This is a genomic window from Erwinia sp. MYb375, assembly GCF_037479175.1.
Classification (GTDB): domain Bacteria; phylum Pseudomonadota; class Gammaproteobacteria; order Enterobacterales; family Enterobacteriaceae; genus Erwinia; species Erwinia rhapontici.
This window is the reverse complement of record NZ_JBBGZS010000019.1, coordinates 134,140-153,327: the sequence shown is the minus strand read 5'-3', so window position 1 is coordinate 153,327 and position 19,188 is coordinate 134,140. Positions and strand designations below refer to the sequence as shown.

The window sequence follows — 19,188 nt, the reverse complement described above, 5'->3', positions numbered from 1 at the left end:
CCTGCCGATATACCCGCTATAGCCTAAAAAAAACTTCACCTGCGGAAAATATCATGATCAAAAATCTCTCGATTCGTACCGGGTTGCTTCTCCTGCTCGCGCTTATGGCACTGATCCTGCTGGTGGTTAGCGTGCTGGGCGTGGTGGCGATTGGTAAATCTTACGACGCGCTGAATGCGGTCAACCTGACCCAGGGCGTGCAGCTAGGCAACCTTGCCAGCAGTAACACCAACATGCAGCGTATCCGCGTGGTGGCTTCACTGGCGGTGCGGAATATTGAACTGGGTAAACTACCGGAAGGGGCCGCCGCGGCTGAACGTGCGGGCAAGTATGCGGCGGCAGCCCATGATGACCTTGCGCGCTTCTTTACCGCCGTCAAAGGCAGCGGCAAGGGCGAAGCGCTCGGAGAGGATATTAACCGCGCCTACCAGACGTATATGAGTGAAGGGCTGAAGCCGATGATTGAGGCTCTGCAACAGCGTGACCTCACCACCTATTACGCCATGATTGATACCCGTCTGCGCCCGCTGGGCATCGCCTTCGACCAGGCCAACAAAGCGTTCTTTGATTATGCCCAGTTAACCGGGCAGCAGCAGCTTGAGCAGGCCAGCGCCGACCGTACGCGGATGCTGGTGTTGATCGCTATCTGCTTTGTGCTGACGCTGGTGCTGATTGCAATGGGGTGGATGGTACTGCGGGTGATGTTGCTGAAACCGCTGAATCAGGCGGTGAATCAGCTGGAGTTTATTGCCAGCGGTGACCTGACAAGGCCGCTGCCGGAAGCGGGCAGCAATGAACTGGGGCGCCTGAATGCCGGACTGGCGCTGATGCAGCAGTCACTGATGAACTCGGTCAGCCGGGTGCGTGATGCCAGCCTGGCGATTGAAACGGGCAGTGCCGAGCTGGCGAACGGCAATGACGATCTGTCGCGTCGTACCGAAATTTCTGCATCCTCGCTGGAAGAGACCGCCGCCAGCATGGAACAACTGACGGCAACAGTAAAACATAATGCTGAAAATGCCCGTCATGGTCATGAACTGTCGGAAAATGTCTCGGGTACGGCCAGTGCCGGTAACCATCTGATGAGTGATGTGATGAATAATATGAAGGAGATTTCCCGCAGCTCCGATCGTATAGCCAGCATTCTTGAAGTGATCGATGGTATCGCTTTCCAGACCAATATCCTGGCGTTGAATGCCTCAGTAGAAGCCGCACGTGCCGGCGAGCAGGGGCGGGGCTTCGCGGTGGTGGCGAATGAAGTGCGTACGCTTGCTCAGCGCAGTGCGCAGGCCTCGAAAGAGATCCACGCACTGATTGCCGACTCACGCAGCCGCGTGGATACCGGATCGCAACTGACCGCTAAAGCCAGCGACACTATGAATACCATTGCCGGGCAGATCGCCAGCATCAATGTGCTGATGGGAGAGATCGCCAATGCCTCGCGTGAACAGAGCCAGGGGATTGACCAGGTGAACGTTGCCGTCAGCCAGATGGAAGAGGTGGCGCAGCAGAATGCCGCACTGGTAGAAGAGTCTGCCGTGGCCACTCGTTCACTGGAAGATCAGAGCCAGCAGCTGGTGCAGGCGATGGCGGTGTTTAAAATTTAATCCGGGGCTAACGGGGCGAAGTGCTCGCCCCGTTAGCGGAGAAACAGGAAAAAAGTATTAGATATTGAGTTGTCCGCACCTTTGCTGCATCGTTAACGCAATTTGTTACAGCGAAAAAGGACAAAGCATGCTGTTCTCTGTGTTGCGTTTTCTGCTACGGGTGCTGTTTGGTGCCCGCCTGACGGGCGATCTCTCCGGGCTTTATAAAGAGAAGGTCTTGATCACCCCGAACCATATGTCATTCATTGATGGCATCCTGCTGGCGGTTTTCCTGCCGGTGAAACCCGTATTTGCCGTCTACTCCTCTATCAGCGAACAGTGGTATATGCGTGCGCTGCGCTCGGTGATCGACTTCGTTCCCCTCGACCCGACCAAACCGATGTCTATCAAGCATCTGGTGCGCTTGATTGGCCAGGGACGCCCGGTGGTGATCTTCCCGGAAGGGCGTATTACCGTGACCGGCTCGCTGATGAAAATCTACGATGGTGCGGGTTTTGTCGCGGCAAAATCGCAGGCGACCGTGGTGCCGCTGCGCATTGAAGGTGCCGAATACACCCTGTTTGGCCGCCTCGCCGGCGTGTTTAAACGCCGTCTGTTCCCGCGAATTACCCTGACCGTACTGCCTGCGACGATTATTCCGATGCCCGAAGCACCGCGTGCGCGCGATCGTCGTCGTCTGGCGGGTGAGCATCTGCATCACATCATGATGGAAGCCCGCATGGCGGTACGTCCGCGTGAAACACTGTACCAGGCCTTCCTGGCCGCACGCACCCGCTATGGATTGTTTAAACCCTGCGTGGAAGACGTCAATTTTAAACCTGACAGCTACACCGGGCTGCTGAAAAAATCGCTCGGGGTGGGACGTATTCTCGAGCGCTATAGCCAGCCGGGGGAATATATCGGCCTGTTACTGCCGAATGCCACCGTCACGGCAGCGGCGATCCTCGGTGCATCAATGCGCGGGCGTATCCCGGCGATGCTGAACTACACCGCAGGCGTGAAAGGGCTGACCAGCGCTCTGACCGCGTCTGAAGTGAAAACGGTATTCACCTCGCGTCAGTTCCTCGATAAAGGCAAGCTGTGGCATCTGCCGGAAGGCATCCCTCAGGTACAGTGGATTTACCTCGAAGATCTGAAAGATACCGTCACAACTCAGGACAAACTGTGGATCCTGCGCCATCTGCTGATGCCTTCCCGGGCACAGGTGCCGCAGCAGCCGGAAGATGCCGCGATGGTGCTGTTTACCTCCGGCTCTGAAGGCCACCCGAAAGGGGTGGTGCATTCGCATAAAAGCCTGCTGGCGAACGTTGAACAGATCCGCACCGTGGCTGACTTTACGCCGCGCGATCGTTTTATGTCGGCGTTGCCACTGTTCCACGCCTTTGGCCTGACGGTGGGCCTGTTTACCCCGCTGATGACCGGTGCGGAAGTGTTTCTCTATACCAGCCCGCTGCACTATCGCATTGTGCCGGAGCTGGTTTATGACCGTAACTGCACCGTGCTGTTTGGCACCTCCACTTTCCTGGGTAACTATGCGCGTTTTGCCAGTCCGTATGACTTTGCCCGTTTACGTTACGTGGTGGCGGGGGCGGAGAAGCTGCAAAACCAGACCCGTGAACTGTGGATGGAGAAATACGGCATCCGTATTCTTGAGGGGTATGGTGTAACGGAGTGCGCGCCAGTGGTGGCGATCAACGTGCCGATGGCCGCGAAATCCCACACCGTGGGTCGCATCCTGCCGGGCATGGATTCGCGCCTGGTTTCTGTACCGGGGATCGAACAGGGCGGTCTGTTACAGCTCCGCGGCCCGAACATTATGAAAGGTTATCTGCGCGTGGAGCGTCCCGGTGTGCTGGAAGCGCCTCAGGCGGATAACGGCGAAGGCCAGATGGACGCCGGCTGGTATGACACCGGTGATATCGTCAGCTTTGATGAGGGCGGTTTCTGTCAGATTCAGGGGCGCGTGAAGCGCTTTGCGAAAATTGCCGGAGAGATGGTCTCGCTGGAAAGTGTTGAACTGATTGCGCTGAAAGCCTCAGGGGAGAAACAGCATGCGGCAACCATCAAGCCGGACGGTAATCGCGGCGAGGCTCTGGTGCTGTTTACCACCGATGCCAGCCTGACCCGCGAACAGTTGACCCGTGCGGCGCGCGAACTGGGCAGCCCTGAGCTGGCTGTTCCGCGTGATATTCGCGTGTTATCGCAGCTGCCGCTGCTGGGCAGCGGGAAACCGGACTTCGTCACCCTGCGTGAAATGGCGGAAAAGCCGGAGGAACAGGCATGAGCACATCCCAGGTGAGTGGTCAGCCGCTATTGTCGAAGGGCATGATGGCGGTGATTGTTGCGCAGTTCTTCTCCGCATTTGGTGACAATGCGCTGCTGTTTGCCACGCTGGCCGTGATGAAATCACTGGTCTACCCGGAGTGGAGCCAGCCGGTGCTGCAAATGATGTTTGTGGCCACCTACATCCTGCTGGCTCCGTTTGTCGGGCAACTGGCCGACAGCTTTGCCAAAGGGCGAGTCATGATGTTTGCCAATGCTCTCAAGCTACTGGGCGCATTGGTGATCTGTTTTGGTTTTGACCCGTTCCTCGGCTACAGCCTTGTGGGTATTGGTGCGGCGGCCTATTCTCCGGCGAAATACGGCATTCTCGGGGAGCTGACCGGCGGTGACACGCTGGTGAAAGCCAACGGTCTGATGGAGTCCTCCACCATTGCCGCTATCCTGCTGGGATCGGTGGCGGGTGGCTTCCTTGCTGACTGGAATCTGACGGCGGCGTTGGTGGCCTGCGTGCTGGCTTATGCGCTGGCGGTGGCGGCGAATGTGCTGATCCCAAAACTGGCGGTCGCACGCGGCGGTCAGTCATGGCATCCGGCCCGCATGTCGGCCAGCTTCTTCCGCGCCTGCGGCACCCTGTGGCGTGATGGCGAAACCCGTTTCTCACTGGTGGGTACCAGTATGTTCTGGGGTGCGGGCGTGACGTTGCGTTTCCTGCTGGTGCTGTGGGTGCCGGTGGCGCTGGGGATCAGCGACAATAAAACCCCGACGTTGCTGAATGCGATGGTGGCGATTGGGATTGTCTTCGGTGCCATTGCCGCAGCGAAGCTGGTGACGTTAAAAACCGTGGGGCGCTGTATGCCGGCCGGTGTACTGATTGGCGTGGCGGTGCTGTTCTTCTCATTACAGCAGCAGGCCATCAATGCGTATGTGCTGCTGGTGATTATCGGGATGCTCGGCGGTTTCTTCGTCGTACCGCTTAACGCGTTATTGCAGATGCGTGGCAAAGACTCCGTAGGCACGGGGAATGCGGTGGCAGTACAGAATCTGGGTGAGAACACCGCGATGCTGTTGATGCTTGGGCTTTATACGCTGGCGATTAAGTTTGGTGCGCCGCCGGTAGCAACGGGCGTGGGTTTTGGTGCGCTGTTTGCGCTGGCGATTGCGGTGCTGTGGGGCTGGCAGTTGGCGCAGAAACGCAAAGTCACCCGTCAGCTCTGACGGGGCAGTCAGACCAGGCAGGGCGAACGATCGCCCTGCCTGCGGTTCTTACGGTGCCGGGTAGGTGTAGCGACGGTGAATCGCTTCCAGCCCTTCAATCACCTCTTCATTCAGCGTGACATCATAGCTGTCAATATTGATCTTCAGCTGTTCCAGCGTGGTGGCGCCCAACAGGGTGCTGGCAACAAACGGCTGCTGACGCACGAAGGCCAGCGCCATCTGTGACGGATCTAACCCGTGCTGCTTCGCCAGCGCGACATACTCGGCTACTGCCTGATTCGACTGCTCGCTGCTGTAACGGGTAAAGCGGCTGAACAGCGTATTACGCGCCCCGGCAGGTTTCGCACCGTTAAGGTATTTGCCACTCAGGGTACCAAACGCCAGGCTGGAGTAAGCCAGCAGTTCAACCCCTTCGTGCTGGCTGATCTCTGCCAGCCCCAGTTCAAAGCTACGGTTTAGCAGGCTGTAGGGATTCTGAATGCTGACAATGCGCGGCAGCTCATGCTTTTCTGCCAGCTGCAGATAGCGCATCACGCCCCACGGCGTTTCGTTGGATACGCCGATATAGCGAATTTTACCTGCGCGCACCTGCTCAGTCAGCGCTTCCAGCGTCTCCAGCAGCGTCACGGTGGCGGCGTTATCGGTGTACTGATAGTTCAGCTTGCCAAAGTAGTTGGTCTGGCGCTGCGGCCAGTGCAGTTGGTATAAGTCGAGATAGTCGGTGTTCAGACGTTTCAGGCTGGCATCCAGCGCCGTACGAATATTCTTGCGATCCAGCGCCTGATTCGGCCGGATAGAGGCATCGGCACCGCGTACGGGCCCGGAGACTTTAGAGGCGAGAATGACTTTATCGCGGTTGCCACGGGCCTTCAGCCAACTGCCGATATACTGCTCGGTCAGGCCCTGGGTTTCCGGGCGGGGTGGCACAGGGTACATTTCGGCGGTATCAATCAGGTTGATCCCGCGGCTGAGGGCTAAATCCAGTTGTGCATGGGCGTCGGCTTCGCTGTTTTGCTCACCAAACGTCATGGTGCCCAACCCCAGGGAACTGACTTCCAGGGTGCTGTGAGGGATACGGTGATAATGCATGGCCGGCTTCCTTTTTCATTCGTCAAAGGTCAGGGACATCAGGGCGTCCGCAACAGGGGCTTTTTGCCTGGGGCTGGCAGGTTACGCCAAAAACCCGGTTTTCGACTATAACCGTGCAGGCCGGGTGGGGGAAGAGGGGATTTATCGGGACGTGCTATAAAGGCAGCTTAAAACTCGTCATATTTCAAGTCGCAGAAGCATGTTGATTCTGCAACTCGAACGACTGAGATGACTGTTGCATTAAAGATTAACGCTCAACGATGGAGGAAACGTCATCACCGTTAATTTGCAGTTCGTGGCCGGAATCGTCGGTATATTTCACCAGACCGGTCTCTTTATCAATCTGCGGCTTACCGTCGGTCATAATCATCTTGCCGTCTTTGGTTGCCATCACATAATTACTGCTGCATCCACTGGCTAATACCGCCATGCCCAGCACCGCTGCGCTAAAAATCCACTTCATACTTGTCTCCCTTACTCTTCATTACTCAACACTTCAGCATAAGTGTAGTAATAAACTATTTTCCCTGTAGCGATAATAGTATGAGTCTGAAAATGGATCGTGCGCACAACACACCATTGACATTGCATCACCACTATCTCCTTACCCAGCCCGACAGGCCGGGTAAGGACGTGATGTTACAGCGGACGTTTTTTATTGCGTGCCAGATTGAGGCATTCCACCGCCATAGAGAAGAACATGGCGAAATAGATGTAGCCTTTAGGAATGTGAATATTGAAGCTTTCCAGCATCAGCGTGAAACCGACGAGGATCAGGAACGCCAGCGCCAGCATTTTCACCGACGGATGTCTGTCAACAAAATCACCGATAGCACGCGCGGCAAACATCATGACCAGTACCGCGATCACCACGGCAGCCATCATAATAACCAGATGGTCGGAGAGGCCAACGGCCGTAATGACGGAATCAAGGCTGAAGATAATATCCAGCAGCATGATCTGCACGATAGCGCCGATAAATGAATGCACATTGGTGTTGTGCTCACCGCCGCCGCCTTCAATGGTTTCATGAATTTCCATGCTCGACTTCCACAGCAGGAATAATCCACCAAACAGCAGGATCAGATCGCGCGCTGAGAATGCATGATCCATCAGCGTAAACAGCGGGTCTGTCAGGCGGATCACCCAGGCAATAGAAGCCAGCAGCCCCAGACGCATCAACATGGCGCCAGCCAGGCCAATACGGCGGGCGGTATTCTGTTGATGCTTAGGCAGTTTTGCCACCACCAGCGAGAGGAAAATAATATTATCAATCCCGAGGACAATTTCGAGGATCGTTAGCGTACCAAGCGCTAACCAGGCATTGGGATCGGCAATCCAGTCAAACATGGTAATGTTGCATCCTAAATTCTAATAAAAGTTAAACGAAAGCTAAACGACGATTATACCTAAGGTTTACAGCAGCGGGAAAATCTTTACAGGGGTTTTTTATAGCAGAAAATGCCGGGCCAGCAGCGGGCCGGTAAAGGTTTTCTTCAGGTAAAAACCCCGCGGCAGCGTCATGATCGGCTGCCCGTCACGGCCAATACCCTCTGTCAGCGCTTTACTGTTCGCCGCTTTCGGCCGGATTTGCAGGAACTCCCCGTGACGTGCGGTGATCTGCTCAACCTGGCCCAGCACGATCATATCCATCAGCTCTTCCCAGTCGCGCTGCAACTGCAACTCCTCTGTGGCATCCGGGCTCCATAATAACGGTGCGCCCACACGGCGCTGTTCGAGTGGAATAGCGCGATCGCCCTCCACGGGCACCCAGAGCACCCGCGTCAGCTTATGGCGTACGTGGCTGTTATGCCAGGTGACCCCGCTGTTGCCGGTCAGCGGTGCCACGCAGACAAACGTGGTTTCCAGCGGGCGGCCGCTGGCATCAACCGGAATCGTTTTCAGCTCAATGCCAATCCCGGCAAAATCCTGCTCTGGCTTACTGCCGGCACTGGCGCCGAGGTAGCGTTCCAGCAACAGGCCAACCCAGCCTTTGTCGCGTTTCAGATCGCGTGGAATGGGCAGGTGGATGCGTGCGGCCAGTTCGCCCAGCGTATAACCTGCCAGTGCGGCGGCGCGTGCCATCAGTTCGTCTTCATTTTCTGGCGGAGAAACGAGGTAGAGATCACCTGTCATCATTATGTCCGTAATTTGTTCAAAAAGTAGCCGTCATTTGCCCACAGAGAAAATATCCCGGACAGGTCTGGGGAAAACACCAATAATAGCATGATAAATCATGTTTTTTTATTGCATCAGGTACGTAAAAAAAAACCTCTTCCTACAGTTTTACCCGGCTTGCCACCGACAATGAACAGGATCACCGGGGTAGTTATCCACAGAAAAGTGGGATAACTCACTTTTTATAATAATACTGTTTCCATTTACAGCCTTGACGTAGGTACTTTTCCGCTGTTTTACCTTTTTCATGCCTAACTAATCGGCATATTCTGTGGATAACGTGCAAGGCGTTCGATCTTTCACCAGTTGGCGATCAGCGGATGATGACAGCTAAATGACAAGCGGTTGAAAGCCTGTGGTTAACGGCAAAAGATGATGATTAATAGGGGTTTATTCTTAGTTTTAAAAACGTCGCTCTGTGCCAGTCAAAAAGTTTTCCCCACCTGTTAACAGAGTTCTGCACAAAGCTATCCACAGAAAACGTGAATAAGATCGCACTTTTATCCGGGTATCTGTTTATAACTTTGCAAAAAAGAGCAAGTTATCCCAGCCGGATGCAGTCACATCCCCTAAAAGCAGTGGTTTACCGTCTGTAAGGAGTATGAAACAATCAGAACATCCAGTTTTAGTTTGAGGTAGTCCGGTGATCGATGATGATGGCTACCGCCCGAATGTTGGTATCGTAATTTGTAACAGGCAGGGACAGGTGTTGTGGGCCAGGCGTTTTGGTCAGCACTCCTGGCAGTTTCCCCAGGGCGGTATTAACGCGGGGGAGACGGCGGAGCAGGCGATGTACCGCGAACTTTTCGAGGAAGTCGGTTTGAACCGCAAGGATGTCCGCATCCTTGCATCCACCCGTAACTGGTTACGATATAAGTTGCCAAAACGTTTGGTGCGTTGGGACACAAAGCCGGTTTGTATCGGCCAAAAACAGAAGTGGTATCTTCTGCAGTTGATGTGCAATGACGCGGATATCAATATGCAAACCAGCAGCACGCCAGAGTTCGACGGCTGGCGTTGGGTGAGCTTTTGGTATCCGGTACGCCAGGTGGTCTCTTTTAAACGTGATGTTTACCGGCGCGTGATGAAAGAGTTTGCCAGTGTGGTTATGCCCCTGCAGGAGAATACCGTACAGCGAAATACGCCAGGTTTTCGACGGAAGAGAGGTTAAGCCACGTAGATTATGCTCACACAGCTACGCGAAATAGTTGAGAAAGTGGCGGCAGCGCCCCGGCTTACCGAGGCGCTGGATATTCTGGTTAACGAAATCTGTGTGGCGATGCAAACCGAAGTCTGTTCGGTCTATCTCGCGGATCACGATCGTCGCTGCTATTACCTGATGGCTACCCGTGGGCTAAAAAAGCCGCGTGGGCGCACTGTTGCCCTGGCATTTGATGAAGGTATCGTTGGCTTAGTAGGGCGGCTTGCAGAGCCCATTAACCTCGCCGATGCGCAGAGTCACCCCAGCTTCAAATATATTCCTTCGGTGAAAGAGGAGCGTTTCCGCTCCTTCCTTGGCGTGCCGATTATCAGCCGTCGCCAGTTGCTTGGCGTGCTGGTGGTTCAGCAGCGCGAACATCGTCAGTTCGACGAAAGTGAAGAGTCTTTCCTGGTGACGCTGGCCACGCAAATGGCGGCGATCCTGTCACAGTCGCAGCTTAATGCCCTGTTTGGTCAGTACCGTCAAACCCGCATTCGTGCGCTGGCGGCGGCACCTGGCGTTGCGGTAGCGGTGGGCTGGGTCGACTCCAGCCAGCCTTCACTGGAAAACGTCTTCGCGGCATCGACCCTCGATACCGTGCGAGAACGCGAACGCCTTGCGCTCGCCATGAGTGAAGCCTCAAACGAGTTTCGTCGTTACAGCAAGCGTTTTACTGCCAGCATGCACAAAGAGAGTGCGGCGATCTTCGATCTCTACTCACACCTCTTAAGTGATGCCCGGCTGAAAAAAGATCTGCTGGCGGAAATCGATGCCGGCTCGGTGGCCGAGTGGGCGGTTAAAAAGGTCATCGAAAAATTCGCCGCGCAGTTTGCCAGCTTGCAGGACAGCTATCTGCGTGAGCGTGCAGGCGATCTGCGCGTGCTGGGGCAGCGTCTGTTGTTTCACCTCGATGACACCATGCAGGGCACGAACACCTGGCCTGAGCGCTTTGTGCTGGTGGCCGATGAGCTGACCGCAACCACATTGGCCGAGCTGCCGCGTAACCGCCTGGCGGGCGTGGTGGTGCGCGACGGTGCCGCCAACTCACATGCCGCGATCATGGTGCGGGCGATGGGCATCCCAACGGTGATGGGTGCTGACATCCAGCCCGAGCTGATGAAAGGGCATCTGCTGATCGTTGACGGCTACCGAGGCGAACTGCTGGTCGATCCTGAACCGGTGCTGGTGCAGGAATATCAGCGGCTGATCAGCGAAGAGAATGAACTGAGCCTGCTGGCGGAGGATTTTGTCTTCCTGCCCGGCGCGCTGAAAAGCGGCGAGCCGGTAAAAGTAATGCTCAACGCAGGCTTAAGCGCTGAACACGAAAAGATGGTAGGCAACCGGGTGGACGGTGTGGGTCTGTATCGCACCGAAATTCCCTTTATGCTGCAAAACGGTTTTCCATCGGAAGAAGAGCAGGTGGCACAGTACCAGGGCATGTTGCAACTGTTCCTGGATAAACCGGTGACCCTGCGTACACTGGATGTGGGTGCGGATAAACAGCTACCCTATATGCCCATCAGTGAAGAAAACCCCTGTCTTGGCTGGCGCGGTATTCGTCTGACGCTGGATCAACCAGAGATCTTCCTGGTGCAACTGCGCGCCATGCTGCGTGCCAACGTGGCCAGCGGCAACCTGAATATTCTGCTGCCGATGATCACCAGCCTGGAAGAGATCGATGAGGCCCGCCGCCTGATCGCACGTGCAGCGCGTGAAGTGGAAGAGATGCTCGGCTATGTTATTCCACAGCCGCGCATTGGCATCATGATCGAGGTCCCCTCCATGATCTTTATGATCGGGCAGCTTAAGGGGCGCGTCGATTTTGTCTCTGTGGGCACCAACGATCTGACACAGTATCTGCTGGCGGTTGACCGCAACAATACCCGGGTGGCCAGTCTGTATGACAGCCTGCATCCGGCGATGCTGCGGGCATTAAAAAGTATTGCGGATGAAACCCAACGTGCCGGTATCGAACTTTGCCTGTGCGGTGAAATGGCCGGTGATCCCATGTGCGTGGCGCTGTTAGTGGGCATGGGATATCACCATCTCAGTATGAATGGCCGCAACGTGGCACGCGTAAAATACCTGCTGAGCCATCTTGAGCATGAAGATGCACAAGTCCTGGCACAACGGGGTATGGAAGCCCAGTTCGCGACAGAGGTGCGTCATCTGGTGGCTTCGTTTATGGAGCGGCGAGGTTTAGGCGGCCTGATTCGTGGAGGCCGTTAAACGTGTATTTTTGGCAGCGTACGCTTAACAAAGTTTACAGTTAGCCCGGACCGCAATAATTCGCATTATGCTATGATGCGCGCCTTATGCAGCCCCGGAGTGTGCGGCTGCCTGTCAGGACTGACTTTACTAATGGTGAAAGATGAATAACGGCTATCTGGCTTTCCCCCAATTTGATCCGGTGATTTTCTCCGTCGGACCGGTTTCACTGCACTGGTACGGACTGATGTACCTGGTGGGCTTCGTTTTCGCGATGTGGCTGGCAGTTCGCCGTGCTAACAAACCGGGTAGCGGATGGAAAAAAGAAGAAGTAGAAAATCTGCTGTATGCCGGTTTCCTGGGTGTCTTCCTCGGCGGGCGCATCGGCTATGTGTTGTTCTACAATATGCCGCTGTTCCTCGATAACCCGCTGTACCTGTTTAAAGTGTGGGATGGTGGCATGTCTTTCCACGGTGGCCTGATTGGGGTGATCGTGGTGATGCTGATCTTCGCTTACCGCACCAAACGCAATTTCTTCCAGGTTTCTGATTTTATGGCACCGCTGATCCCATTTGGGTTGGGTGCTGGCCGCCTCGGCAACTTTATTAACGGTGAGCTGTGGGGCCGCGTTGACCCCAATCTGCCGTGGGCGATGCTGTTCCCGGAGTCGCGTAGCGAAGATATAGCCCTGGTCGCAACCCATCCTGAATGGCAGCAGTTGTTGTCAACCTACGGTGTATTGCCGCGTCATCCTTCACAGCTTTATGAGCTGATCCTTGAAGGTATCGTGCTGTTTATCATCCTCAATGTCTTTATTCGTAAATCTCGCCCGATGGGCGCGGTATCCGGGCTGTTCCTGATTGGCTACGGTGCGTTCCGTATTATCGTTGAATTCTTCCGTCAGCCTGACCAGCAGCTTGGCCTGTTCAGCGGCATCAGCATGGGGCAGATCCTCTCTGTACCAATGATTGTGGCTGGCGTGATTATGATGATTTGGGCGTATCGTCGTCGTCCGCAGCCACAGCTTCGTGAGGAAAAATGAAACAGTATCTGGCGTTAATGCAGCATGTGCTCGACCAGGGCACGCCGAAAAATGATCGTACCGGCACCGGCACATTGTCGATTTTTGGTCATCAGATGCGTTTCAATTTGCAGGAAGGTTTCCCGCTGGTTACCACCAAAAAGTGCCATCTGCGCTCGATTATTCATGAGCTGCTGTGGTTCCTGAACGGTGACACCAACATCGCCTACCTGAAAGAAAATAAGGTCTCGATCTGGGACGAGTGGGCTGATGAAAACGGCGATCTCGGCCCGGTTTACGGCAAACAGTGGCGCAGCTGGGGAGCACCTGATGGTGCGCAGATTGACCAGCTGACGAAAGTGGTTGAGCAACTGAAAAGCGACCCGGATTCACGTCGCATCATTGTTTCCGCCTGGAATGTCGGTGAGCTGGATCAGATGGCGTTGGCACCCTGCCATGCGTTTTTCCAGTTCTACGTGGCAGATGGCAAGCTCTCTTGCCAGCTTTACCAGCGCTCCTGCGATATCTTCCTCGGCCTGCCGTTTAATATCGCCAGCTATGCGCTGCTGGTGCATATGATGGCGCAGCAGTGTGACCTGGAAGTCGGTGATTTTGTCTGGACGGGGGGGGATACTCATCTGTACAGCAACCACCTTGAGCAGACGCGTTTGCAGCTAACGCGTGAGCCGCGTGCGCTGCCGAAGCTGGTGATCAAACGTAAACCGGCTTCCCTCTTCGACTATCGTTTCGACGACTTCGAGATTGAAGGCTACGACCCGCATCCGGCGATTAAAGCCCCGGTCGCAATCTAGACCTGCATGCCCCCTTAACCGGGGGCATCACCTTTCGACAACCCCCCTTTGTTGCTGATGTTACCGCTTTATCTCTCCTCACTGGCTTGTTCACCTCCCTGTGTTTTCCCCAACATTAAGAGCCTTCTTGTCATCTGAATGAAAGCACATGCAAGTGGGCAATCAGTCTGGAAGACGGCGCGCAATCCTGCCAACTGCCGCTGGTTTGATCCGACGGAAAGCGCACACTGCCGGGTATGAAAACGAAAAACATGCGCGGATTTACCCTGCTGGAAATGATGGTGGTGGTGACGATAGTCAGCCTCCTGAGTCTGGGCGCCTGGAGCGGCTGGCAGAGCTGGCAGCAGCGACAGCAGCTGAACGACAGTGCGCAGCAGATCCAGCGTCTGTTGCAACGGCTGCGCAGCGATGCCAACTGGCACAATACCGTGCATCTGTTGTGGCTGAAATCCGCCGGGCGCTGGTGCCTGGGGACGGGAGCGGCAGATTGTCTGAGCATCACAAAACATACGCTACGTGCACCGCACCCCGGCGTGAGCGTTGAACTGGTCACCAGCGATTTAGGGTTTTATGGCAAGAAAAATACCGCCCATCCCGGCAGTATTTTAATCGGCAACGAAGCCGGTAAGCGGCGGATTATTGTGTCGTCTCGTGGGCGGGTACGCATCTGTTCACCCTCTGAAGAGAACTGTCGATGAAGGCCCAGGGATTCACGCTGCTGGAAATGCTGATGGCGATGGCGATTGGCAGCGTGTTAATGCTGTCAGCGGCGCGCACGCTGCCGCAGCTTCAGGCACAAAACCTGCGTCTCATGATGCAGGCCCAACTGCATGAAGATCTTCATCAGATCATGCACACCCTGGAAAAAGCCGTGCGGCGCGCAGGGTACTGCCACGGCAACTGCAGTGACACGGCACAACGCGGGATGCACATCTCGGCGGGATGCCTGCTGGTGCGCTGGGATGAAAACAGTAACGGCCGCTGGGAAGCACCGGGGCGTGAGGACAGTGAAGTTTATGGCTACCGCCTGCGTGGCACCAGTCTGGAAATGCAACGCGGCGTCACTGACTGTCAGGGCGGCGGTTGGGAAAGGCTGAATGACCCACACCGTGTTGGCATTCGTGCTTTCCAGGTGATCAAAACAGGGCGCCAGATCAAGGTCAGCCTCAGGGGGTTTGCACAGCGCGATCCGCGTATCGCGCGCGATCTGGAACACTGGCTGACGGCGGAGAATCTGTGATGCAGGCATCGACACAGCGGGGCAGCGGTGCACTCATCATGGTGATAATGATCCTGTTGATGGGAACCCTGATGCTGAACGCCACGCGACAACAGCTTGATGATTCAATGAGTCTGGTGGGCGATGAACGACATTACCTTCAGCAGTTCACCGGCGCGATGTCTGCGCTGGCCTGGGGTGAACGTCTGCACTGGGCTGCCGCTGAAGAGTGGCATTGCCAGCAGCAAGCGGCGCATCACTGGCGTGCCTGTTTTCAGCCCGTTGATCAGTTGCTGCGCGGTGACAGTGGGCCCGATACGCTGGCACTGTATCGCTGGGTCGGTCAGCAAGCAAACGGGACTTTACAGGCGCAACCGCACGGCTGGCTGGATTACTGCCCCTTGACCGGGGAGGGGGCCTGCGATGTTAACTAGTCGCACGCAGCAGGGATTCAGCCTGGTGGAAATCCTGTTTTCTCTGCTGTTGTTCAGCCTGAGTTACACGGCGCTGCTGCACTATCAGCAGGTGCTGGGGCAGGGATTCCACTGGCAGTGGCAGCAGCGCGATGCCTGGTGGCAGGCTTTCCAGCGACAAGAGGGGAAGCCGAGCGCAGGCTGGCAAATACAGCAGCAGTCCCGCATCGGCCCGCATGGCTGCCAGCTGATTACCGTGCAGGCGATCAGCCCCGTCGGGCGGCGTGCCGAACTGACCCACCTTCAGTGCGATGAAAAAAACCAATAGCCTGTACCCAAAATAATTTGAGTCCCCTCATGGAGCCTGCTTTTGGTGAGTGTCGGCGGCAAGTGACATTTGCAAGCCGGGCTTATCGGGTTACAGTAGCCTCCGGCGTATAGTTTAAGGGCATATTTGTATGTTTACCGTGTACCACTCCAATCAGTTGGATTTGCTAAAAACGCTGGCGTGCTGGCAGATAGAAAACCAGCCGCTGGCCGATCCGCTACGTTCTGAAGTGGTGCTGGTACAAAGCCCGGGCATGGCACAATGGCTGCAGATGTCGCTGGCCGAAGAGTTCGGCATTGCCGCGAATATCGACTTTCCCCTGCCCGCCAGTTTTATCTGGGACATGTTTATTCGCGTGCTGCCGGAGATCCCGCAAGAGAGTGCCTTTAATAAATCCAGCATGAGCTGGAAGCTGATGGCTATCCTGCCCGAAATGCTGGGCGGTGAAGAATTTGAAATGCTGCGTCATTATCTCAGCGATGGCGACGACCGTAAGCTGTTCCAGCTGGCGTCACGCGTGGCGGATCTCTTTGACCAGTATCTGGTCTATCGCCCTCACTGGCTGAACAGCTGGGAAAAAGGGCAGTTGGTGGATGACCTGGGGGAATCCCAACGCTGGCAGGCGCCGCTGTGGGCTGCGCTGGTTGACTACACGGATAAACTCGGCCAGCCAGAATGGCACCGTGCCAACCTCTATCAGCGTTTTATTGCCCGGCTGGAAAGCAGCCGTGAACGCCCGGCTAACCTCCCCGATCGTGTGTTTATCTGCGGTATCTCGGCACTTCCGCCGGTTTACCTGCAAGCGCTTCAGGCACTGGGTAAACATATTGATATCCATCTGCTGTTCACCAACCCCTGCCGTCACTACTGGGGCGACATTCAGGATTATGGTTTTCTGGCAAAACTACAAAGCCGCCATCGTCGCCATTATCAGGATAACCGCGAGATCCCCCAGTTTCGTGACAGCGATGCAGCCCCAGGCCTGTTTAACGAGGGCGGTGAACAGCAACTGAGTAACCCGTTGCTGGCCTCCTGGGGCAAGCTGGGACGTGACAATTTGTACCTGCTGGCGCAGATGGAACCGAATGAAGTCTTTGCCTTTGTCGATATTGAGCCGACCAACCTGCTGCATGCCCTGAAGCGGGATTTGCTGGAGCTGGAAGATCATGCTGCGATTGGCCTGAAGCAAAGTGAATGGTCTACAAGTCGTAGCAAGCGGGTGCTTGCCCCTGAAGACCGTTCGGTGGCGATTCACCTGTGTCACAGCCCGCAGCGCGAGGTGGAAGTGCTCCAGGATCGGCTGCTGGCCATGATGGCTGATGACCCGGCGCTCACCCCGCGCGATATTATCGTCATGGTGGCTGACATTGACGCCTATACACCGTTTATCCAGGCGGTATTTGGCAATGCTCCGGCCGATCGCGCGTTGCCGTTTGCTATTTCTGACCGCCGTGCCAGTCAGGCGCACCCGGCATTACAGGCATTTATCTCGTTGCTCAGTCTGCCGGAAAGCCGCTTTACCGCCGAGGATGTGCTGGCGTTGCTGGAAGTGCCTGCACTTGCCAGCCGTTTTACCGTAGACGAAGAAGGATTACGTCTGTTGCGCCACTGGGTCGCGGAGTCCGGCGTTCGCTGGGGCCTGGATGACGACAGTGTACGCGAACTGGATCTGCCTGCTACCGGCCAGCACACCTGGCATTTTGGTCTGACACGTATGCTGCTGGGCTATGCCATGAACAGCGAGGTCGGGGACTGGCAGGGCATCCTGCCTTACGATGAATCCAGCGGGCTGATTGCAGAACTGGCCGGAAACCTTGCTGAACTGCTGATGCAGCTCAACCGCTGGCGGCAGTGGTTGAGTGAACCCCGTGAACTCCAGCACTGGCTGCCACTGTGCCGTCAAATGCTGGATGATTTCTTTACCAGTGACGCAGAAACCGAAGCAGCACTGGCGCTGATTGAAGAGCAGTGGCAGCAGGCGATCAACTACGGCGTGGAGGCAGGTTATCAGCAGGCCGTGCCGCTGACGCTACTGCGTGATGAACTCTCGTCACGCCTCGACCAGCAACGCATCAGCCAGCGCTTCCTCGCCGGGCCGGTCAACTTCTGTACCCTGATGCCTATGCGTTCCATCCCGTTCAAAGTCGTCTGTCTGCTGGGAATGAACGATGGCGTGTACCCGCGTACGCTGCCGCCGCTGGGCTTTGACTTAATGAGCCAGCAGTCGCAGAAGGGGGACCGTAGCCGCCGTGACGATGACCGCTATCTGTTCCTCGAAGCGCTGAACTCAGCGCAGCAACAGCTGTATATCAGCTACATCGGCCGCTCGATTCAGGACAATACGGAACGCTACCCCTCTGTGCTGGTCAGTGAATTAGTGGAATACATCAGTCAGAGCTTCTGCCTGGAGCAGGACCGCGATCGGGATGTCGACAGCAGCGCAAAAGCCGTTGTGGAGCATCTGCACCATTTGCATAGCCGGATGCCCTTTGCCGCGGAAAACTTCAGCGCTGAATCGGAGTTCCGCAGCTTTGCGGCTGAATGGCTCCCTGCTGCCAGCGCGCAGGGGACGGCACACCCGCCGTTTATGCAGGCACTGCCTGATGAAAGCACCGATGAGCTCAGCTTCGACAAGCTGGTGCGCTTCTGGCGCCACCCGGTTCGGGCCTTTTTCAGCCTGCGTCTTGGGGTCAGCTTCCATCTTGAAGAGACCGGGCTGCCTGATGCAGAACCTTTTTCTTTACAGGGTCTGAGCCGCTATCAGGTCAACACTCAATTGCTTAACAGCCTGATTGAGGGCAGTGAAAGCGAACGATTGTATGCCCGTCAGCGCGCCGCCGGGGCGTTACCCTATGGGGCCTTTGGCGAATTGTTCTGGCAGGAGCAGGAGCAGGAGATGAGCGAACTGGCGGGGCGCGTACGTGAACTGCGGGCGGCGGCTGAGAGCTGGGAGATCGCACTGGAGGTGGGGGGCGTGACCTTAAGCGGCTGGCTGCCCCAGGTACAGGACAGCGGATTGCTGCGCTGGCGGCCCGGCATTCTCAACTTCAATGATGGCCTGACGCTGTGGCTGGAGCACCTGGTGTATTGTTCGATGGGGGGCACCGGCAGCAGCAAGATGTTGGGACGCAAAGAGAGCGAATGGCATTTCCCTGCGCTGGCCCCTGCTGCTGCAAAGCAGCAGCTTGCCGGGTATGTTGACGGTTATCGTCAGGGCATGTGTGCGCCACTGCTGCTGACCGCGTCCGGGGGCGCTTGGTTGAAAGCCTGCTTTGATGAAAAAGCGGGCGTGGTGCTGCGCGATGATGCAACGCTGAAAAAAGCGCGCGGAAAGCTGTTGCTGAGCTGGCAGGGGAATTATCAGGTTGACGGCGAGGGCACAGACCCTTATCTGCAACGTTTGCTGCGTACCCTGGATAGCAATAGCGAACAAGAGATGGCCGTGCAGGCAGAGCGGTGGCTGCTGCCGTTACTGGTGCATAATAGTTGATGTTTTCAGGACATTCAGGGCGACATCCTGTAGTGTTTTTATTGTGTTAGCGTATGTCACGTCACACAGCCGTACGCTGAAATTTGTAAGCCGATGTTCATCTGGCGGGAAGCCGGATAACACC

Annotated in this window: 16 protein-coding genes; 12 read left to right on the top strand and 4 right to left on the bottom strand. The window is 56.0% G+C overall.

The features are described from left to right. Nucleotides 1–53: 53 nt before the first annotated feature. The 3 genes from WH279_RS11465 (at nt 54) to lplT (ending at nt 5,105) form a co-directional block, all read left to right on the top strand. On the top strand, nt 54–1,607 hold the full coding sequence (locus tag WH279_RS11465; RefSeq protein WP_200643170.1) for a methyl-accepting chemotaxis protein: 1,554 nt from the start codon (nt 54–56) through the stop codon (nt 1,605–1,607). A gap of 127 nt (nt 1,608–1,734) precedes the next feature. Next, complete coding sequence (gene aas / locus WH279_RS11460; RefSeq protein ID WP_339456658.1) at nt 1,735–3,891, top strand: bifunctional acyl-ACP--phospholipid O-acyltransferase/long-chain-fatty-acid--ACP ligase; 2,157 nt, start codon at nt 1,735–1,737, stop codon at nt 3,889–3,891. Continuing rightward, entirely contained in the window at nt 3,888–5,105 is a 1,218-nt protein-coding gene (gene lplT / locus WH279_RS11455) for a lysophospholipid transporter LplT (protein WP_133846087.1), read from the top strand. Before aas ends, lplT begins: the two co-directional genes overlap by 4 nt. Nucleotides 5,106–5,153: 48 nt before the next feature. Here the strand turns inward: lplT and WH279_RS11450 are convergent, their stop codons facing one another. The 4 genes from WH279_RS11450 to mutH all read right to left on the bottom strand — a co-directional run bounded on the left by WH279_RS11450 (nt 5,154) and on the right by mutH (nt 8,330). Beyond that, nucleotides 5,154–6,194 (bottom strand): NADP(H)-dependent aldo-keto reductase, encoded by a 1,041-nt coding sequence (locus WH279_RS11450; protein ID WP_133846086.1) that lies wholly within the window; start codon nt 6,192–6,194, stop codon nt 5,154–5,156. Nucleotides 6,195–6,441: 247 nt separating this feature from the next. Then, the gene (locus tag WH279_RS11445) at nt 6,442–6,657 is read right to left on the bottom strand and encodes a YgdI/YgdR family lipoprotein (protein ID WP_200643172.1); all 216 of its coding nucleotides are present in this window, start codon (nt 6,655–6,657) and stop codon (nt 6,442–6,444) included. 176 nt (nt 6,658–6,833) lie between these two features. Continuing rightward, complete coding sequence (locus WH279_RS11440) at nt 6,834–7,544, bottom strand: TerC family protein (RefSeq protein ID WP_133846084.1); 711 nt, start codon at nt 7,542–7,544, stop codon at nt 6,834–6,836. A 99-nt stretch (nt 7,545–7,643) separates the two neighbouring features. Then, on the bottom strand, nt 7,644–8,330 hold the full coding sequence (gene mutH / locus WH279_RS11435) for a DNA mismatch repair endonuclease MutH (protein WP_418903925.1): 687 nt from the start codon (nt 8,328–8,330) through the stop codon (nt 7,644–7,646). A 685-nt stretch (nt 8,331–9,015) separates the two neighbouring features. Between mutH and rppH the strand changes: the two genes are divergently transcribed. The 9 genes from rppH to recC all read left to right on the top strand — a co-directional run bounded on the left by rppH (nt 9,016) and on the right by recC (nt 19,064). Beyond that, nucleotides 9,016–9,543 (top strand): RNA pyrophosphohydrolase, encoded by a 528-nt coding sequence (gene rppH / locus WH279_RS11430; protein WP_200643174.1) that lies wholly within the window; start codon nt 9,016–9,018, stop codon nt 9,541–9,543. Nucleotides 9,544–9,555: 12 nt separating this feature from the next. Beyond that, entirely contained in the window at nt 9,556–11,802 is a 2,247-nt protein-coding gene (gene ptsP, locus WH279_RS11425; protein WP_339456654.1) for a phosphoenolpyruvate--protein phosphotransferase, read from the top strand. A gap of 142 nt (nt 11,803–11,944) precedes the next feature. Further along, the gene (lgt, locus tag WH279_RS11420; protein WP_200643176.1) at nt 11,945–12,823 is read left to right on the top strand and encodes a prolipoprotein diacylglyceryl transferase; all 879 of its coding nucleotides are present in this window, start codon (nt 11,945–11,947) and stop codon (nt 12,821–12,823) included. Continuing rightward, on the top strand, nt 12,820–13,614 hold the full coding sequence (gene thyA / locus WH279_RS11415; protein WP_133846079.1) for a thymidylate synthase: 795 nt from the start codon (nt 12,820–12,822) through the stop codon (nt 13,612–13,614). Before lgt ends, thyA begins: the two co-directional genes overlap by 4 nt. 236 nt (nt 13,615–13,850) lie before the next feature. Then, complete coding sequence (locus tag WH279_RS11410) at nt 13,851–14,312, top strand: prepilin-type N-terminal cleavage/methylation domain-containing protein (protein WP_339456651.1); 462 nt, start codon at nt 13,851–13,853, stop codon at nt 14,310–14,312. Further along, complete coding sequence (locus tag WH279_RS11405; protein WP_339456715.1) at nt 14,303–14,854, top strand: prepilin peptidase-dependent protein; 552 nt, start codon at nt 14,303–14,305, stop codon at nt 14,852–14,854. Before WH279_RS11410 ends, WH279_RS11405 begins: the two co-directional genes overlap by 10 nt. Next, nucleotides 14,854–15,267 (top strand): DUF2509 family protein, encoded by a 414-nt coding sequence (locus WH279_RS11400; RefSeq protein WP_339456649.1) that lies wholly within the window; start codon nt 14,854–14,856, stop codon nt 15,265–15,267. Before WH279_RS11405 ends, WH279_RS11400 begins: the two co-directional genes overlap by 1 nt. Continuing rightward, a complete protein-coding gene (locus tag WH279_RS11395; protein ID WP_200643180.1) occupies nt 15,257–15,574 on the top strand; it encodes a prepilin-type N-terminal cleavage/methylation domain-containing protein in 318 nt (105 codons plus the stop codon). The genes WH279_RS11400 and WH279_RS11395 overlap by 11 nt, the downstream gene beginning before the upstream one ends. Before the next feature lie 130 nt (nt 15,575–15,704). Further along, nucleotides 15,705–19,064, top strand: coding sequence for an exodeoxyribonuclease V subunit gamma (gene recC / locus WH279_RS11390; protein WP_339456648.1), 3,360 nt, complete (start codon nt 15,705–15,707; stop codon nt 19,062–19,064). The last annotated feature ends 124 nt before the right edge of the window (nt 19,065–19,188 follow it).

Excerpts from the sequence above, each read along its gene's own strand:
- mutH (WP_418903925.1), bottom strand. The coding sequence starts at position 8,330 with ATGACAGGTGATCTCTACCTCGTTTCTCCGCCAGAAAATGAAGACGAA.
- ptsP (WP_339456654.1), top strand. The coding sequence starts at position 9,556 with ATGCTCACACAGCTACGCGAAATAGTTGAGAAAGTGGCGGCAGCGCCC.
- WH279_RS11445 (WP_200643172.1), bottom strand. The coding sequence starts at position 6,657 with ATGAAGTGGATTTTTAGCGCAGCGGTGCTGGGCATGGCGGTATTAGCC.
- lplT (WP_133846087.1), top strand. The coding sequence starts at position 3,888 with ATGAGCACATCCCAGGTGAGTGGTCAGCCGCTATTGTCGAAGGGCATG.
- WH279_RS11450 (WP_133846086.1), bottom strand. The coding sequence starts at position 6,194 with ATGCATTATCACCGTATCCCTCACAGCACCCTGGAAGTCAGTTCCCTG.
- WH279_RS11395 (WP_200643180.1), top strand. The coding sequence starts at position 15,257 with ATGTTAACTAGTCGCACGCAGCAGGGATTCAGCCTGGTGGAAATCCTG.
- recC (WP_339456648.1), top strand. The coding sequence starts at position 15,705 with ATGTTTACCGTGTACCACTCCAATCAGTTGGATTTGCTAAAAACGCTG.
- lgt (WP_200643176.1), top strand. The coding sequence starts at position 11,945 with ATGAATAACGGCTATCTGGCTTTCCCCCAATTTGATCCGGTGATTTTC.
- WH279_RS11400 (WP_339456649.1), top strand. The coding sequence starts at position 14,854 with ATGCAGGCATCGACACAGCGGGGCAGCGGTGCACTCATCATGGTGATA.
- aas (WP_339456658.1), top strand. The coding sequence starts at position 1,735 with ATGCTGTTCTCTGTGTTGCGTTTTCTGCTACGGGTGCTGTTTGGTGCC.
- thyA (WP_133846079.1), top strand. The coding sequence starts at position 12,820 with ATGAAACAGTATCTGGCGTTAATGCAGCATGTGCTCGACCAGGGCACG.
- WH279_RS11410 (WP_339456651.1), top strand. The coding sequence starts at position 13,851 with ATGAAAACGAAAAACATGCGCGGATTTACCCTGCTGGAAATGATGGTG.
- WH279_RS11440 (WP_133846084.1), bottom strand. The coding sequence starts at position 7,544 with ATGTTTGACTGGATTGCCGATCCCAATGCCTGGTTAGCGCTTGGTACG.
- WH279_RS11465 (WP_200643170.1), top strand. The coding sequence starts at position 54 with ATGATCAAAAATCTCTCGATTCGTACCGGGTTGCTTCTCCTGCTCGCG.